The 17540-nt window shown below is 55.6% G+C and carries 14 protein-coding genes and 1 tRNA gene; 12 read left to right on the forward strand and 3 right to left on the reverse strand.

Annotated elements, in window-relative coordinates; all coding sequences use genetic code 11:
• Together CPT76_RS34715 and CPT76_RS34720 are read left to right on the forward strand one after the other, a co-directional pair.
• Nucleotides 1-3118, forward strand: a 3118-nt coding sequence (locus tag CPT76_RS34715; protein WP_105446131.1) for a GH36-type glycosyl hydrolase domain-containing protein, incomplete at its 5' end; no start/stop codon positions are given.
• Between the two features lie 99 nt (nt 3119-3217).
• Complete coding sequence (locus CPT76_RS34720) at nt 3218-4207, forward strand: LacI family DNA-binding transcriptional regulator (RefSeq protein WP_076174231.1); 990 nt, start codon at nt 3218-3220, stop codon at nt 4205-4207.
• 86 nt (nt 4208-4293) lie between these two features.
• On the opposite strand, the gene asnB is transcribed toward CPT76_RS34720, so the two are convergent.
• A complete protein-coding gene (gene asnB, locus CPT76_RS34725) occupies nt 4294-6138 on the reverse strand; it encodes an asparagine synthase (glutamine-hydrolyzing) (protein WP_105446132.1) in 1845 nt (614 codons plus the stop codon).
• A 267-nt stretch (nt 6139-6405) separates the two neighbouring features.
• Between asnB and CPT76_RS34730 the strand changes: the two genes are divergently transcribed.
• Both CPT76_RS34730 and CPT76_RS34735 read left to right on the forward strand, forming a co-directional pair.
• Nucleotides 6406-6720, forward strand: coding sequence for a hypothetical protein (locus CPT76_RS34730; RefSeq protein ID WP_076174234.1), 315 nt, complete (start codon nt 6406-6408; stop codon nt 6718-6720).
• A 37-nt stretch (nt 6721-6757) separates the two neighbouring features.
• Complete coding sequence (locus tag CPT76_RS34735) at nt 6758-7105, forward strand: hypothetical protein (RefSeq protein ID WP_105446133.1); 348 nt, start codon at nt 6758-6760, stop codon at nt 7103-7105.
• A 279-nt stretch (nt 7106-7384) separates the two neighbouring features.
• On the opposite strand, the gene CPT76_RS34740 is transcribed toward CPT76_RS34735, so the two are convergent.
• A complete protein-coding gene (locus CPT76_RS34740; protein ID WP_076174239.1) occupies nt 7385-7678 on the reverse strand; it encodes a magnetosome magnetite crystal formation protein family in 294 nt (97 codons plus the stop codon).
• Between the two features lie 141 nt (nt 7679-7819).
• On the opposite strand from CPT76_RS34740, the gene CPT76_RS34745 reads away from it, so the two are divergent.
• Both CPT76_RS34745 and CPT76_RS34750 read left to right on the forward strand, forming a co-directional pair.
• Nucleotides 7820-7893 (forward strand) — tRNA-Arg (locus CPT76_RS34745).
• A 73-nt stretch (nt 7894-7966) separates the two neighbouring features.
• Nucleotides 7967-8431 carry a hypothetical protein gene (locus CPT76_RS34750; protein ID WP_105446134.1) on the forward strand — a complete coding sequence of 155 codons (465 nt, stop codon included), beginning with the start codon at nt 7967-7969 and terminating at the stop codon, nt 8429-8431.
• 167 nt (nt 8432-8598) lie between these two features.
• On the opposite strand, the gene CPT76_RS34755 is transcribed toward CPT76_RS34750, so the two are convergent.
• Nucleotides 8599-9546 (reverse strand): MraY family glycosyltransferase, encoded by a 948-nt coding sequence (locus CPT76_RS34755; protein WP_105446135.1) that lies wholly within the window; start codon nt 9544-9546, stop codon nt 8599-8601.
• A gap of 236 nt (nt 9547-9782) precedes the next feature.
• Here CPT76_RS34755 and CPT76_RS34760 point away from each other — a divergent pair, with 236 nt between their 5' ends.
• The 6 genes from CPT76_RS34760 to CPT76_RS38170 form a co-directional block, all read left to right on the forward strand.
• The gene (locus tag CPT76_RS34760) at nt 9783-11234 is read left to right on the forward strand and encodes a stalk domain-containing protein (protein ID WP_105446136.1); all 1452 of its coding nucleotides are present in this window, start codon (nt 9783-9785) and stop codon (nt 11232-11234) included.
• A gap of 32 nt (nt 11235-11266) precedes the next feature.
• On the forward strand, nt 11267-12121 hold the full coding sequence (locus CPT76_RS34765) for a phosphate ABC transporter substrate-binding protein (RefSeq protein ID WP_105446137.1): 855 nt from the start codon (nt 11267-11269) through the stop codon (nt 12119-12121).
• A 98-nt stretch (nt 12122-12219) separates the two neighbouring features.
• Entirely contained in the window at nt 12220-13281 is a 1062-nt protein-coding gene (pstC, locus tag CPT76_RS34770; protein ID WP_374954761.1) for a phosphate ABC transporter permease subunit PstC, read from the forward strand.
• Nucleotides 13184-14572: a type 2 periplasmic-binding domain-containing protein gene (locus CPT76_RS34775; protein WP_258169086.1), complete on the forward strand. Its 1389-nt coding sequence runs from the start codon at nt 13184-13186 to the stop codon at nt 14570-14572. The genes pstC and CPT76_RS34775 overlap by 98 nt, the downstream gene beginning before the upstream one ends.
• A gap of 392 nt (nt 14573-14964) precedes the next feature.
• On the forward strand, nt 14965-17124 hold the full coding sequence (locus tag CPT76_RS34780) for a glycoside hydrolase family 3 N-terminal domain-containing protein (RefSeq protein ID WP_105446138.1): 2160 nt from the start codon (nt 14965-14967) through the stop codon (nt 17122-17124).
• 156 nt (nt 17125-17280) lie between these two features.
• Nucleotides 17281-17540, forward strand: a 260-nt coding sequence (locus CPT76_RS38170; RefSeq protein WP_181153241.1) for a hypothetical protein, incomplete at its 3' end; no start/stop codon positions are given.

Raw genomic sequence — 17540 nt, forward strand, 5'->3', positions numbered from 1 at the left:
CTGGACGGGAGAAGCCGAAGGGGTAGCGTACAGCATAACGTTTGCGCTCAGCCCGCTCGGCGTATGGTTCTGGGACGTCCGGGCGACCGGGCAGGGCCTCAAGGTCGACGTCATTTACGGCCAGGATATCGGGGACGCGGATCCGGGCGCCGTTCGCAGCAACGAGGCGTACCTGTCCCAATATATCGACCATTCCGTCTTCGAAGACAAAGACCACGGCTATGTGGTGTGCTCGCGCCAAAACCAGCCGCAGGGCGGAGCGTTCCCTTACATACAGCAGGGTTCGCTGACGCGTGCCGCGGGGTTCTCTACGGACGGCTTCCAGTTCTTCGGACTGTCTTATAAAGAAACGAACGTGCCGGCATGCCTCAGCCAGCCTCAATTGGCGAACGAGGTCTATCAATACGAGTTCGCCTACACGGCGCTTCAGTCCGAAGCGGTAACGCTGGACGGGGAAGCACGCTTCGTGTTCTACGGCTTGTTCAAGCCGGATCATGCGGCTGCGGTAACCGAGCTGGAATTCAAGGACGAGGTGCTGAAAGCCTGGGATCAGGTGCAGGCAAATCTGGCCGCTGCGGCCGGTACGCTGCACGAACTGCCGCGGGTCCGCCTGAATCTGGAGATCGGCGAACCGCTGCGCACCCTGCCGCTTACCGGGGAGGAGCTCGAAGCCCTTTTCCCGGCAGCCGGAAGACAGGAGGAGGAAACCGAGAACGGACAGCTTCTGGCGTTCTTTACCGACACCTTTGAGCATGTCGTGCTGAAGGAGAAGGAGCTGCGGGTGGAGCGTCCGCACGGGCATATTCTGATGAGCGGCGGCAGCGTCAAGCTGGGCGCCAAAGTCGTGACGACGACTTCTTATATGTACGGCATTTTCAACTCCCATCTGGTGGTGGGCAATACCAACTTCAACAAAATGATGAGCAATGCCCGCAGCGCCTTGAACGTGCCGAAAACGGCGGGACAGCGGATATACGTAAACATCGAGGGTGTGTACCGTCTCCTGACGATGCCGTCCCTGTTCGAGATCGGCTTCAACTACGTGCGCTGGTATTACAAAACGGCGGATGACATGCTGGTAATCACCAATTTCGCGGCGGCGGATGTGCCTGAAGTACGCCTTCATGTGCGCTCGGAGAGCGGCAAAGCGTATGAATTCCTGGTGACCAGCCAGGTCACCATGGACGTCAACGAGTTCGAAGCACCGGTCCGCATGACGGAATCGGCGGGTGTGCTGACGTTCCACGGCGCCCAGGATGCACTCCGGAAGGAAGCCTATCCGCACCTGAAATATACCATGCGGATCGACGGCGCCAAGGCGGCTGTTAGCGATGAAACGGCACTCGCAAGTGGCATTCAGGCTGGGGAAGCGTCGGTAGTGTCGCTCAAGCTGGATGCTGCCTCGGAGTGGACTTTGACGATGCAGGGGCTGCTGGACGGGGAAGACCTTCCTGAGGCTAACCGCAGCGCAGAAGATGAAATCGCGAAGTACCGGGAGTTTTTCCGGGACGTGATGAACGGATTCCGCTTAACCGGCGGGGATGGCACGGAAGGCAAGGACTTTTTCAAAGTGAATGCGCTGGCCTGGTGGTACACCCATAACATGCTGGTGCATTATTCGGTGCCGCATGGCTTGGAACAGTACGGAGGCGCGGCTTGGGGAACGCGGGACGTCTGCCAGGGGCCGACCGAGTACTTTATGGCGACGCAAAAATTCGAACAGGTGCGCGACATTCTGACAATGGTGTATTCCCACCAGTACGAAGACGACGGCAACTGGCCGCAGTGGTTTATGTTCGACAACTACTTTACCGTCCAGCAGGAGGAGAGCCACGGGGATATCATCGTATGGCCGCTGAAGGTGCTCAGCGATTACCTGCGGGCGACCGAAGACTTCGGCATTCTCGAGGAAAAGGTTCCGTATACGGTCAAGCACAAGTTCCATTTTACCGAAGAAACCGCCACGATTCTGGATCACGTGTACAAGGAGATCGGTTACATTCGCAGCCACTTCCTGCATGATACCCATCTGTCCTCTTATGGGGATGGAGATTGGGACGATACGCTGCAGCCGGCCAACGCCCAGCTGAAGCAGTACATGGTCAGCAGCTGGACCGTCGCCTTGACGTACCAGACGATGACACAGCTCTCAGGCGCCCTGGATTCCGCTAAGCCGGAATTGGCATCGGAGCTTCATGATATGGCGCAGGGAATCAAGCGTGATTACGAAAAATACATGCTCGGAACGGAAGTCATTCCTGGGTTCCTCTATATGGAGAATCCGGACGAGGTGAAGCTGATGCTCCATCCGACCGACAAGGAAACAGGCATTCAGTACCGCCTGCTGCCGATGACCCGGAGCATGATTGCAGAGCTGCTGGATCCGGAGCGCGCGAAGGCGCATTATGAGCTGATCAAAGAGAAGCTCTTCTTCCCGGACGGCGTCCGTCTCATGAACCGTCCGGCCCAGTATGCCGGCGGCGTCAGCACGCACTTCAAACGGGCGGAGCAGGCGTCGAACTTCGGGCGCGAAGTGGGCCTGCAGTATGTTCACGCCCATATCCGCTTCATTGAAGCGATGGCGAAGCTCGGGCATGCGGATGATGTATGGAACGGCCTGAACGTGATCAACCCGGTCGGCATCCGCAATGTCGTGCCGAATGCCGAGCTGCGTCAAAGCAACGCTTATTTCAGCAGCTCCGACGGCAAGTTCAACACGCGTTATGACGCGCAGGCGCATTTTGATGAGCTGCGCAGCGGCAGCGTGCAGGTGAAGGGCGGATGGCGTATTTACTCCAGCGGCCCGGGGATCTACATGAATCAGCTGATCTCGAACGCGCTGGGCATCCGCCAGGAGCAGCAGGATCTCATCGTGGATCCGGTGCTGCCGAAGGTGCTGGACGGCATGCGCTTCGACTTCCGTTACGACGGTCAGGACGTGGCCTTCATTTACCATTTGAACGGCACCGGCGAGCGCCGCGTGAAGCTGAACGGCCGGGAGCTGGAAGCTTCGGCGGTGAGCAATCCGTACCGCGAGGGCGGTCTGCGGATTTCGAAGGACGTTTTTGAGCAGGGAATGAAGCCGGACGGCCACAATGTGGTTGAGATTTTTATGTAGCAGTTTAAGGCGATCTTCACGGATCGCCCTTTTCCATGAGAACTGGAATATGGATAATTTTGGACCTAGCAATGGTTTGATACGGGGGAGCGAGGAACATTGGTTAGTATTAAGGATATCGCTAAAAAAGCCGGGGTTTCCATATCGACGGTATCATATGCCCTGAACGGCAGCAGCAAGGTGACGGATGAAACCCGCTCGAAAATTTTGGCGATCGCCAAGGAACTGAACTATGTGCCGAACGCGGCCGCGAGATCGCTGAAGAAGCGGGAGTCCCGGATCATCGGGGTATTTCTGACGGATTTTAAGGGGGACGTGTATGGCGACCTGCTCGACGGGATGAAGGAGGTCTGCAACGCCCAGGGCTACGACCTGATCGTATGCAGCGGCAAGCAGGCCCACCGGATGCTTCCGGAGCGGATGATCGATGGGGCCATTATTCTGGACCATGCGTTTACGAACGCCGAGCTGCTCAAATATGCTGAGCGGAACCACAAAATCGTCGTGCTGGACCGGGAGCTCGAGCATCCCAACATCAATCAGGTGCTGCTGGATAATAAGGCAGGGGCTACGCTGGCCACCGAATTTTTGGTCGAGCAGGGCCACAAGAAGATTTACATCGTGACGGGGCCTGATGACTCGTTTGACTCCATTCAGCGCATGAAGGCGGTCAAAATGGTTGCGGACCGCACGGAAGATGTGGAGTGGATCGAGATCCCCGGCGACTTCAAGAAAAGCGGAGGGGAACGTGCCGCCGAACGGGTCATCGGTGAGTATACCGGCCCGGCGGCCGTATTCTGTCTCAATGACGAAATGGCCATCGGTTTTTGCAACCGGCTGGCGGAGACCGATTACCGGATCGGGGAGCATGTGCATTTGATCGGCTTCGATAATATTGAGCTGACGAGCTACATGCAGCCGCGCCTGGCGACCATTAACTACTCCAAACGGAAATGGGGGGCGCTGGCGTCAGAGCAGCTGATCAAAATTTTATCCGGTGAGGAAGTGGAGCATGAGCGCATCTACGTCACGCTGATCAAAGGGGAATCTGTCGGAAAAAGCGCCCGGCAGGTTAACGTGGCTAGATGAAGCACGCATGCACCGCGGTGAACAAACAGAAGGGTATCCGGCTGACTAGAGCCTGTCGGATACCCTTTTTGCATGTTCATTTTACATTAACGAATGGCCACGTTGTAGGTTTTCAACCAGTTGTTGACCTGGGCCAGGTAAGCAAACAGCTGCGGCCCCGACATCAGCTGGCCGAACCATGGCAGATTCGAGGACGCCTCAGGGGAAGCGGCGATCTCGAGAATTTTGTTCTTGTCGATCAGCGGCAGGATCGGGGCAGACGGATCGTCCAGAATGTCGAGCATCTGCTGCTTGACGGCGGCAAGGAAGTCCGGATTGTGGGTTTTCGGATACGGGCTCTTCTTGCGGTAGAGCACGTCGTCCGGCAGCACGCCTTCCAGTGCCTTGCGTAGAATGCCTTTTTCCCGACCGCCGGTCATTTTGATTTCCCAAGGGATATTCCACACGTACTGGACCAGCCGGTGATCACAATAAGGCACGCGTACTTCGAGGCCGACGCCCATGCTCATGCGGTCCTTGCGGTCCAGCAGCGTCGGCATGAAACGGGTGATGTTCAGGTAGGACATGACCCGCATTTTGGCCTGCTGGCCGGTCTCGCCGCGCAGCTTGGGGACTTCCCGTACCGCATCGGCGTAACGGTCGCCCAGGTAATCCAGCGGACGGATCCATTCGCGGATTTCGGGAGACAGCAGGCTGGCCCTCATGTCGGGTGCGACCGACCAAGGGAACGTGCCGGAATTCAGCATTTCCTCGCGGTGAAACCAGGGATAGCCGCCGAAAATTTCGTCGGCCGCTTCGCCGGAGACGGCTACCGTCGCCCCTTTTTTGATCTCACGGCAAAATAAGTAGAGCGAGCCGTCTACGTCCGCCATGCCGGGCAGGTCCCGGGTCAGGGTGGAGGCGTTCAGCGATTCCACGAGCTCGGGGGTATCAAATTCGATGTAATGGTGCTGTGTCCCGAGTTCCTCCACCATCCGCTGGATAAACGGAGCGTCGGCTCCCGGCTGGAAGGCATGCGATTTAAAATGCTTCTCATTGCCGACGTAATCGACGGAGTAGGTGTGGACCTGCCCTTGGTTGGTCCGGTTATAATACTGAACGGCAAGGGCCGTCAGGGCGCTGGAATCCAGCCCTCCAGACAGCAGCGTGCAGACCGGAACGTCCGAAACCAGCTGCCGCTCCAGCGTATCCTGCAGCAGTTCGCGCAGCTTGGCCGCCGTTTCCTCCACGCTGTCTTCGTGGATGTGGCTGTCCAGACGCCAGTAGGCGTAACTGCGCAGCCCGTCGCGGCTGAAGATCATCGCGTGCCCTGCCCGCAGCTCCTTCATGTCTTTATAGACGCCCTGTCCCGGCGTCCGCGCCGGGCCGATAATGAACACTTCGGCCAGTCCTTCCGGGCCGACCACAGGCTCCATCTTGGGATGCTGCAGCAGCGCTTTGGGTTCGGAGCCGAATATTAAAGTGCCGTCGATGTAGGCGTAGAACAGGGGCTTGACGCCCAGGCGGTCCCGAGCCATAAACACCTGCTCCCTGACGCTGTCCCAGATGGCAAAGGCAAAAATGCCGTTGAACCGGTCCACGCAGGCCGGCCCCCATTCGATGTATGAAACCAAAAGAACTTCCGTATCGCAATGGGTCCGGAAGTGATGTCCTCTTTTGACCAATTCGCTCCGCAGCTCGGCCGCGTTATATAGCTCCCCGTTATAACAAATCGCATACACATCATCATCATCATGAACGATCATGGGCTGTGCGCCGTTTTCGGGGTCAATGACGCTCAGACGGCGGTGGCCGAAGGCGCATGGATTGGAGATCCATGTTCCCGAAGCGTCCGGTCCGCGATCCGACATCGTTTCTGTCATTTTGACAAGGATCTGCGAATCCTGGGTTAAGTCGCCGCTCCATTGTATAAAACCGGTTATTCCGCACATGATGGGTCATCCTCTCTTTGTCGTTTGTCCACTCGCTGTCCTTTCTGTTTGCCAAAGTGATACAGTTATATGCCGAATCGGGGCATAAAATGTCTGTCCTTTAACGAAAACTATAGGAAAGGCAGTGTAAGAAAAACGTGTCTGTCGACGTACTTCTACAGCAGGCAGGCCGCATTTAGCGGATGTTTTTCTTGCGATCATGGAATGGTTCAGCTTCGCTGAAAACTTATAAATTTCTATGATCTTTACAAAGGAGAGTAATGTGACATGGATAAGCAGCATTTTTATGTATCGGTACACGGCAGAAGCGTTCTTGCCGAACAGGGCGCCGCTCCTTATGAGCTGGTAATGTACTGCACGGTGGGACAGGCCAGGGAAGTGCAGCAGATGATGGAGGATATGCAGGAGCATGCCGAAGACTCCTTCCTGGCCTATACGTTTCCATGGCCGGATACGCCGGAGGATGATGTCAATTCGCAGTACACGGAGAGCCTGAACAAGCTGTACCGGAAAATATACGAATACGGCACGGCAGAAACGCGCCAGCATCTGACGGAGAACAAAATGCTGGGGTATACTTGATTTCTGAATTCCGGCTGACCAGGGAGAGGAGGAAAGCATGTATTATATTAAGGATGCCAAGGTGCGGCGGATGACGGAGCTGGACGGGGCCCGCTGCGCCGAAATCGGTGTGCTGCCAGGAGCGGTCGACGACCCTGCGCTTTTGGCTTATGTGGCCGAGCCGTCGCCGGGCTGCTACGACTTGATCCGGCTGATCCGCAACGATGCCGACACAGAGCTCGACTGGTACGACAACAGCATGCATCAGGCGTATACCGATGTGACGATGCAGGCGTTCGAAGGCAGCTTTTTTCTGACGGCCGAGGAGGAGCGGGATCTGTTCCTGCGCGACCTGATCTCTTTTGGGAACGTAGAGGAGGACCTGCGGAGCAGGTTCGCAAAGTAAACGCAGCCATAATTTAAGAAACATAGCCGGCAGACTCCCGCCCCATACTATGGTTTAGGGGAGGTGAGCTAAATGGCGGACTTCACGAACAAAAAAGGCAAGAGAAGCAAGTACGCCCGACAAAACGCTTTTGCGGGTGGAGTGACGAGCAGAAATTCGAGAAATTTGGCTGTGCCCCATAACCCAAGACGTTTTGGCAACCAGTAACCTCCTTGAACCATGAACAAACCTCCGGGCGTTCCCCGGAGGTTTGTTCAGCTATTCTTAGCTGTTCACGCTTTACGCATATTCGCGAAGCACCTGAATGCCTTTAACGATGTTATAGACGAACGTGCCGAAGTAAATAACGCAGAACAGCAGGATATATCCCAGGATCGAGCCGGCATGGTGGGCTGCCAAAGTAAAAAACAGCAGCGGTACGGCCGCAATGAACGGCAGCAGATGCGAGAGCAGCGCACGCTTGGCATGCCTGGCGACGTATTCGTCCCGGACAGCGATCCATACGATCACCGGCAGGATAAACGGGGCGAAAAATATGCTGAAGTAGGAAAGTGAAGATAACAACTGTCGCATGGGAAATGCTCCTTTACAACGTATTTTGTTAAGTTATTACCCATAGTATTTCCCGCCAATCGGCTTTCTCATTTTCCTCTTGAAAAATTGGCTAAATGCGGTATAATAAATAACGCATTCGCTTTTTTTATTACATAGCAAGTCCCAGTAGCTCAGCTGGATAGAGCAACGGCCTTCTAAGCCGTCGGTCGGGGGTTCGAATCCCTCCTGGGACGTACAAGGAAAGCCCTCACTCGAGGGCTTTTTCTTTAGATATAAGCAAGTAGAGCGAGAAGGGAGAGAGACCGGATGAATCAGGATATTAAAGTATCACAGTGGACCGCACTGCTGATCGAGCAGGCGAAGCGGGCCGGACTGTCTGCGGCCGCCATCGCTGAGGCTGTCCATAACAAGGACGCTGAGCCGTTTATCCAGGCTGGGCTCGAGGGCGAGCGTTATGCCAACCTGTTCGGCTACTCGGAGGAACACGGGGAGCCGCTGGCCCAGGCGGCAATGGAAGGCTACCGCATGACGTTTAACACGCGGAACGGGCTGAAAAACTGGCTGGTGCAGCGTTTTGGCCTGGATGAGGAAAAGGACTTTGAGGTTGGCGAGGGCGTGATTCACGGGCTGCGGCTCACCTTGGAACAGCTGGCTGCATTGCAAAAAGCACTGGCCGTAAATTGGGTGATTGCCGGATCGCGCGACCTCCCGGGCGGCATGGTGGAGCTGGATTTGTCCATTCGTGCCCTTCAATCCGCTTCTCAAGCCTAATTCGATCTAAATAGGCGTATGCCGGTTAGCCATAATAAAAGGGGCTGTCCCATGCTGTCGTATCATGCACGACGGTGGGCAGCCCCTTTGTCATTTCGTTTCAATCGCTCCCATCGAACGATTCCTGCTGACTTCCTTGTTAACCACGCCTAGCCGGAAGGTCCACGCTAACTGATCAACATCAGGATAATCGAGGACAATGACAGGCAGGCACTGAGCAAATAAATGAACACGACCGCCTGCTTCGGGCTCAGCCCCCAGGACAGCAGCCGATAATGGAGCTGGCTGCGGTCGGCCTTGTATACCGGCTTGCCGTCCCGATACCGTTTGATTACAACGTAAATGTTATCGAAGATCGGCACACCAAGCGCCAGCACGGGAACGAGAATGGAAATGACGGTCACCTGTTTAAAGGCTCCGTCCAGGGCGATGATGCCGAGCATGAACCCGATAAACGTCGCGCCTGCATCCCCCATGTAAATTTTGGCGGGCGGCTTGTTGTATCTCAGGTAACCGAGCGTCACCCCGACCAGCAGCACCGCCATGATCGCGGAATGGGACTGGCCTTTGGCAATTGCAACGATAAACAGCGTAAAGGCCGAAATTGCGGCCACGCCTCCGGACAGCCCGTCCAGACCGTCCATAAAATTAATGACCGTCGTGACGCCGAAGATCCACAGAATCGTCAGAATAAACTGCAGCCACTCCGGAAACACGACCATATGGCCGGCGAACGGAACGGTGATCCCTTCGAATGAGATCCCTGAATAATAGACGATCACTGCAGCGCCTACCTGCACGAGCGTTTTGGGCAGAGCGGCAAAATCCTTGCCTTTCGTCTTGTACCAGTCATCGATCATGCCGATGCCGAGGATGAGCAGCGAGCCGGCCACAATGCCGGCCATTTCCTTGTCCCAGTGTCCGGTGAGAACGATGTAGGGAACCATAAAGCCGAGAAAGATGGCGATGCTTGCCAGATGCGGTACGGGTTCCTTATGTATTTTGCGAGTGGTGGGCCGGTCGACGAAATCAACCCGGATCGCGAGCTTCCTTAAAGGAGGGATCAAAGCCAAAACGATAACAAGCGACACAATAAATCCAATTACATACACAATGGTCAGGCCTCCAATACTTAGCTTTGCAATTTGCTGTCATTTCATTCAAAGTCTCTGGTTGGGTTTCGGATACAGTTAGATGTAGCATTTGTATTTTTAACTAGAATAATCGCTATTTTTGCAAAATACAACGATAAAATATTTAATATTTCCATAACATTCCAATCAACCGCTTTTTACAATTCTAGTAGAAAATAGGTCTATAGCACTTATGCTAATAGAAGAAGGGTGAGCCGATGTTAAAGAAAAATAAAATGTTTCAGGTACTGATGGCCTCTGCAGTTGTTACTTCCGTACTGGCCGGAGGAACGGCAGAAGCTGCTTCCACTGCAAAATCATCATCTGCGGGTCAGGCTGCAAAGATGGCGTCGCCAAAACTGAAGGCGGCCAAGGTGGAACTCAGCGTGAACGGCGCGAGCGTCTCCGTCAATGCGGTCCAGCTAAACCAGGCGTACCTGGTAGCCGTGTCAGACGTCGTCAAGGCTTTCGGGGCAAGCGCAAGCGCCGCCAAAGGGATCGTCACGATAAAGAATGCGACCGGTTCTCGCGTCGTTCAGCTGCAGGCAGGAGCAAAGTCCTATAAGGTGAATGGAGAGGCAGCAGCCTTTACGAACGCTCCTCTGCTTCAAGATGGCAAAACCTACGTAGAGCTTCAATCGCTCGTGGAAGCACTGGGCGGGGAATGGATCGCGGGCAGCGGGCAGACACAGCAGGTATTGACGGTTCAAAAACCGGAAGGAAGCTATTCTTCGGTACGCTGGAACGCCCAAGGGCAAATCATTGCCAGCCGTGACGACGCGGAGTCCGCCCAAATCGTTAAACTGGACCCGGCAAGCTATGGCAGCACAGTGATCTCGACGGACGAATATGCTGCGGAATTGGCGGTGTCCCCGAACGGGCAGTGGGGAGCTTATACCGATAACGCCGGCCAGCTCTACCTGATGAACCTTGCCAGCGGGCTGTCGCAAAAACTCGGCTCTGACACTTCCGTCAAGACAGATTTGACTTGGTCGGCGGATAACAGCCGGATTTATTTCATCCAGGGCGACAAACAGGAAAAAATATCCTACGTTAATGTCGGCGACGGCAAGGTGACCGAAGTGCTGGCTGACAAAGTGGAGAACAAATCCGATGTGAGCCTGTCCGCGGACGGCAAACGATTGGTCTATATCGTTAATGTGACCGGCGTGGCCAGCAGCGATAAGGACAGCACGGAAGAATCGCTCAGCATCGACTATTCGGGCGCGGGCCAGCAGCTGTATTCCCTGGACCTCACGAATAAAGAAGCTAAACCGGTTCAGCTAACAACGGGTAAAGACAATAAATTGTATCCTGTCGCACTGGATGGCGGCAAAGCGGCGTATTTGAGCGCCGACCCGGATAGCGTCACTGCCAAGGACGTCATCAAGGTGATCGGCCCAGACAGCAGCGTTCAGGACCTGGCGAGCATCATCGATGTGACGGTTATCGCGGCCGGGCCATCGGGAACGCTTGTTGCAGCGGGCGTCGCTGCCGACGGCAGCACGAAAGTGCTGAAGATCGACAGCGGCGGCCAGGCGGAGCTTTACAGCACGTCCGGAACCGTCAGCGAGCTGGCAGTGTCTGCGGACGGCAGCCGGATCGCGCTGATCGAAGACGGCAGGATTGTAGTCATAACAGGCGGAAAGACCATTCAGCTTACCAAATAAAAGCGGTTCTTAACCGAAAAGGAGAATAAACGATGAAACTGTTCAAAAAATTAACGCTGGCTGCCGTCACTTCCCTGGTAGCGGTAACCACCCTGGTCGGCTCCGCTAGCGCCGCCTCCGGCATCTCCGGCAAAATTACGATTAACGGGTCCACTGCGCTGCTTCCGCTCACGCTTCAGGCAGCCAAGGAATTTCAGAAAATCAATCCGAAAGTCAGAATCTCCGCTTCCGGCAAAGGCTCGGTAACCGGACCGCAGGCTGTGAAGAAGGGCATTGCCGACATCGGGGCGTGCGACTGGGACGCCAGCATGGACGTACCGGGCTTCAAGGCTTTTGAAGGCCAGGTAGCCAACAAGGTGGCCGTCATTCCTTTTGCGACAGTCACCAACAAAAACGTGAAGGTGAACAACCTGACCACCGAACAGCTGAAAGGGATTTTCTCCGGCAAAATCACCAACTGGAAAGAAGTCGGCGGTGATGATGCGGACATCGTCGTCATCACGCGCGCCTTTGGCTCGGGCACCCGCGTCAACTATCAGGCCAAAGCGCTGGCTGGCGGCGACATCGTCAAAAAGGCCAAAAACTACAAGGAAGTCGGCTCCAGCGGCGATATGAAAACCGCCGTAGCCACAACGCCGAACGCCATCGGATATATCGACCTGGTGTACGTAAACAGCGACATCAAGGCGCTGAGCTATAACGGCGTGCAGCCGACAACGGACAATGTCATCAACGGCAGCTACAAAATTTGGGCATACGGATATTACATGACCAAAGGCCAGCCGACCGGCGCTACCAAAGCGTTTATCGAGTATGTTCAAAGCTCGAAATTCCAGCAGGGTTCCCTGAAAAAACTGAAATTCATTCCGATTTCCGCCATGCGTTAAGGCAAGTGGATTGAGCCAATCCAAGCCAAGCCATATTCATGATCGCGGCCAGCCTCAAATACCGATGGGGCTGGCCGCTTTATAGGAGGAGAGCCAGTTTGAGCACCCCCGTGCAGCAGTACGTGCCCAAGGAACGTCAGGTGCTGACCCCGCCCGCGAAGCGTCGCAGGTTCAGCCGCAGCGCCAGGGTCCGTTTCACCAACCGCATGTTTACATATTATTTCTGGTTCAGCATATTGGCGCTGTGCCTGGTGCTGGGCCTGGTGATCTTTTTTATCGGCAAAACCGCGCTTCTGACCTTCCGCGACATCTCTTTTGCGGATTTCTTCCTTTCCTTTAACTGGACTCCGGAGGAAGAGCACTACGGTGCAGCCGCGTTTATCATCAACACCCTGTCCCTGACGGCGCTTACGCTTGCGCTTGCCGTGCCGGTATCTGTCGGGCTGGCGGTGCTGATCGCCGAAATCGCACCCGGCTGGCTGAAAAACGCCATGCGGCCGATTCTGGACCTGCTGGTCGGGGTTCCTTCCATCGTCTACGGCTACCTCGGCCTGACGGTGCTGATTCCGTTTTTGCGCCGACTGAGCGGGGAGAATCTGGGCGACGGGCTGCTGGCGGCGGCGCTCGTGCTCGCCCTGATGGTGCTGCCGACGATATGCCGGATCAGCGACGATGCGATTTCCGCCGTGCCGAAAAAATACCGCGAAGCTGCGTATGCCACGGGCTCCACGCGCCTGCAGGTCATGATGCGGGTCGTCATTCCCGCCGCCGGCAGAGGCATCATTGCGGCGGTGATTATGGGGATGACCCGGGCGATCGGGGAAACGATGGCGGTGGTGATGGTCATCGGCAACACGGCGCAGCTCGCCAAGTCTCTGTTTACGCCGGCTTCGGTTCTAACCAGCAACATCGTGATGCAGATTTCCAACGTGGAGTTTGACTCCACCTGGAATTACGCGCTGCACATGATGGCCTTCCTGCTGCTCATCATCTCGTTTGTCCTGATTTTGGACCACGGAAGTCAAAGACGGTGTACTCGACAACGAGTTCCACAAGTACTGGATGGACAAATTCAACGTCGAGTGGGATTACAACTACGTACAGTGGGATTCCTGGCCGGAAAAACTCCGCCTGTGGATCAACTCTGGCGACCTGCCTGACGTGGCCAGCTGGAACTACGTGCACGGCGATTTCATGAACTATGTCGATCAAGGACTGCTCTACAAATTCCCGGATGACTGGAAAGAGCGCTGGCCGAACGTAGCGGCAGCCTACAAGCTGACCGGCCTCGGCGACAAGCTGGAAGAGCTGACAGGCGGTACTTACATTCTGCCGAAACCGGTGTACTACCAGAACAAACCGGCCGATCCGCTTGTGAACCAAATCGGCGTCATTGCGATCCGCAAAGACTGGGCCAAAGCTGTCGGGTTTGAACTGAAGGATGCTTACACCACAAGCGAACTGATTCATTATGCGGAACTGGTCAAAGAGAAAGACCCAGGGAAGCTGGGCTCCAAGCTCGTTCCGATCTCATACACAGCGGATGACGCTTTGACCAACATCATCATGGCCAACAGTGAGCACTCTCGCGTGGAATCGGCGTTCTACAAAGGAGAGGACGGCAAGTTCCATTGGGGACCAGCCGATCCGGAGACGCTGACCGGTCTGAAACTGATGCAGAAAGCGTACAAAGAAGGCCTGCTTAATCCGGAATTCTACACCTGGAAAAACAACGAAGGCAGCGACAACTTCAGAGTTAAAGGCGTTGCCGCGATGATGTCCCTGGGCGGTCTGGCTTCGTACAGACAAGACATGGACAAGAACATGCAGAAGAACCTGGGCGTAAGCAGCGACGACCTCGTCCATACGGCGATCGTTCTGGGTGACGACGGCAAATACCGCAACCTGGAGCAGCCGAACTTCTGGTCTGCGCTGATCTTCTCGCCGAACATCAGCAAAGAGAAGTTCGAACGCATCATGGATATTATCGATTACTCGACGACCAAAGAAGGACAAATGCTCCTGAACATGGGCTTTGAGGGCAAGGATTGGAAGTACGATGAGAACAAAGAGCCGGTCAGCCTGCTTCCGGAAGGAACGACCCTGGAAGACAAATATCCGGCACGTTTTGAAGGATTGTACATTTTGGGCGACGACTTCAGTATCGTGAACCCTGCGATCAAGAAGGAATACCGTGACCGTGCCGTTGAGCTGTTTAAAGAGAAAGCGAAACTGGGCAGCGAAGGCGGCAAGCTGGCAACTTACGACTGGGATGTGCAGCTGTACGATTCCAAAGCGAAGAGCCAGGCATCCTTCGATTACCAGAACGAGTATGCGAACCTAATTCTGCAAGGCGGCGATCTGGAAGCAAACTGGAAGAAGTGGGTACAAAGCAAGCAGTCCCTCGTTCAACCGGTTCTGGATGAACTGAACAGCAAATTTGCCAAGTAACAGATCGTTCTGAAATAAGGATAAGAACTGAGCATTATACGCAGTCCGAGTCTAAGGAACCCGGTGTGCAGCACATTTTGATGCAGCCGGGTTCTTCTCTTCCACAGTGGTGCCGGGCCGGATTTCTTCTATTATATATAGGCCGGCCTGGCCACAGGGAGGAGACATCGTTTCTTATAACGATTAAAGAATGCAAATGTACATCGATAGACGCTTTTCTTCATGAGGAATTTGCACAAAAGATAAGCGCCAAGGATGGGTTTCATCCTTGCTGCCCTTGTCGGCCAGGTTTTGTGCAAGCTCCTGAGAAAGGAGAAAGGGTCTGAAAGAGCCGGACCATTCGTGTCCGGAAGGCCTGGATCATCATACGACTTTGTTGTGGAGGGAATGGAATGGACAACCGGCAGTTAACCGAACTGTTACATCAGATGACGCTGGAGGAGAAGATCGCGCAGCTGCTCCAGCTGACCGCCAATTTTCATGAAGGCGGCGAAAGCCAAATTACCGGACCGCTTGAGGAAATGGGGATCACCGAATCGATGGTGACCGCCAGCGGTTCTGTTCTAGGGTTATCGGGAGCACAGTCGGTCATCGACGTGCAGAAATCATATTTAAGCAAAAGCCGGCTCGGCATTCCGCTGATGTTTATGGCCGATGTGGTGCATGGCTTCAAAACGATCTTTCCGATCCCGCTGGCGATCGGATGCTCCTGGGATACGGAGCTGGCTGAAAAGAGTGCCGAAATTGCCGCGAGAGAGTCGGCGGTATCCGGTATTCATGTAACGTTCGCCCCCATGGTCGATCTGGTGCGCGATCCGCGGTGGGGACGCGTCATGGAGACGACCGGCGAAGATCCGTACCTGAACAGCCTGTTTGCCCGGGCTTTTGTCCGCGGCTATCAAGGCGGGAGCCTGAAGGAAGAGCCGGAGCGGCTGGCTGCCTGCGTTAAGCACTTCGCCGCCTATGGCGCTCCTGAAGGGGGACGCGACTACAACACGGTCAACATGTCGGAACGCAATCTGCGGGAGCAGTATCTGCCGGCCTATAAAGCGGCACTGGACGAAGGCTGCGAGATGGTCATGACGTCGTTCAATACCGTGGACGGCATTCCAGCTACCGGCAATGAGAAGCTGATGCGCGGCATCCTCCGCGATGAGTGGGGTTTTGACGGCGTCCTGATTTCGGACTGGGCGTCGATCCGCGAAATGATCGCGCACGGCGCGGCGGAGGACGATGGCGAGGCCGCTTACCGGGCGATCCGGGCCGGCGTGGATATCGAGATGATGACCCCTTGTTACGTACAGCATCTGCCGGGCCTCATCGAGAGCGGACGCGTGGACGAAGCCTTGGTCGACGAAGCGGTGCTGCGGATATTGCGGCTGAAAGACAAGCTCGGGTTGTTCGACAATCCGCTGCGAGGAGCCGATCCGGAGCGTGAGCGCGAAGTGCTGTTCTGTCAGGAACATCGAAACGTTTCTTACGAGCTGGCAGCCAAGTCGAGCGTACTGCTGAAAAACGAAGGCGGCATGCTGCCGCTTGCGCCTGGAAAGAAGGTTGCCCTGATTGGGCCGTTCGCCCAGAGCGACGACATCCTCGGCTGGTGGTCCTGCGTCGGCGTGAAGGAAGACGCTGTGAAGCTGGGAACCGCGCTGCAGGAGCGGCTGGCTGAGGGGCAGCTGGTCATTGCCGAAGGCTCCGGCGTCGTAAGCGTGGAGCAATCGCAGATTGATGCTGCCATCGCCGCGGCTCAAGACGCGGACGTGATCGTGCTCGCCCTTGGCGAAGATTCGGCCATGAGCGGGGAAGGCGGATCCCGCACGAACATCCGCCTGCCGGAAGCCCAGCTGGAGCTGGTGCGGCAGCTGAAGAAGATGGGCAAGCCGATGGCTGCAGTAATCTTCAACGGCCGTCCGCTGGACCTGCACGGAATCATTGACGAAGCGGACGCCGTCCTGGAAGCCTGGTTCCCGGGCAGCGAAGGCGGAGCCGCGATCGCCGACATTCTGATCGGGCGCGTGAATCCTTCGGCCCGGCTGACGATGTCCTTCCCGCATTCGGTGGGACAAATTCCGGTCTATTATAACCATTACAATACCGGCCGTCCGATGAATCCGGACAAAACGGAAGAGCGGTATGTGTCCAAATATATCGACAGTCCGAATGATCCGCTGCTTCCGTTCGGATACGGCCTATCCTATACGACGTTTGAATACGGCGAGCTGAAATTGTCCGGAAACGAGATCACGGCCAATCAGCCGCTTCAGGTCAGCGTGAACGTAACGAACACCGGGGATCGCACAGGCATCGAAACGGTTCAGCTGTATATCCGCGACGTGGCCGGTGAAGTGGTCCGTCCGATGCGCGAGCTGAAAGGCTTCGTACGTCTCGAGCTTGCTCCCGGGGAAAGCGCGGATGCGGTCTTTACGATCACGGAGGAACAGCTTCGTTATCATCATTCCGACCTTACGCAAGCCAGCGATCCGGGAACGTTCCAGGTGTTTGTCGGTCCGAACAGCCGGGACACCCTTGCTGAGTCGTTCCGGCTGGTTTAGATGAACAGACGGCCATGCGCATACACAAAGAACAGCGCATGGCCTTGGAGAGAGCTGACCAACAAGACGATGCAGGATGAAAAATACTGTAAAAGCTGCCTCGAAGCCGTACCGGACAGGTTCCGGCCGGCTTCCGGGATAGGAGGATGAACAACTATGACAACCATTACGAATTCCAAGCTTCACGTCCAGGCCGGCGATCTGTCCTTTACGTTCTGGGAAAGCGGCGACCTGTTCCAAGCCGTCAGCGGCAAGACGATGATCAACCAGCTGATGAGCAGCCCACTCGACGGGGCTTTAAATAACCTGTATCTTCGCATCCATGACGATTCCGCTATCCGCTTCTACCCGCTGCTCGGAATCCGTTCGGACAGCCGGGTCAGGCACAGGGGAGACGCATCGTCTGGACGGGAGAA

The organism is Paenibacillus sp. AR247 (genome assembly GCF_002968895.1).
GTDB classification, from domain to species: domain Bacteria; phylum Bacillota; class Bacilli; order Paenibacillales; family Paenibacillaceae; genus Paenibacillus_AQ; species Paenibacillus_AQ favisporus.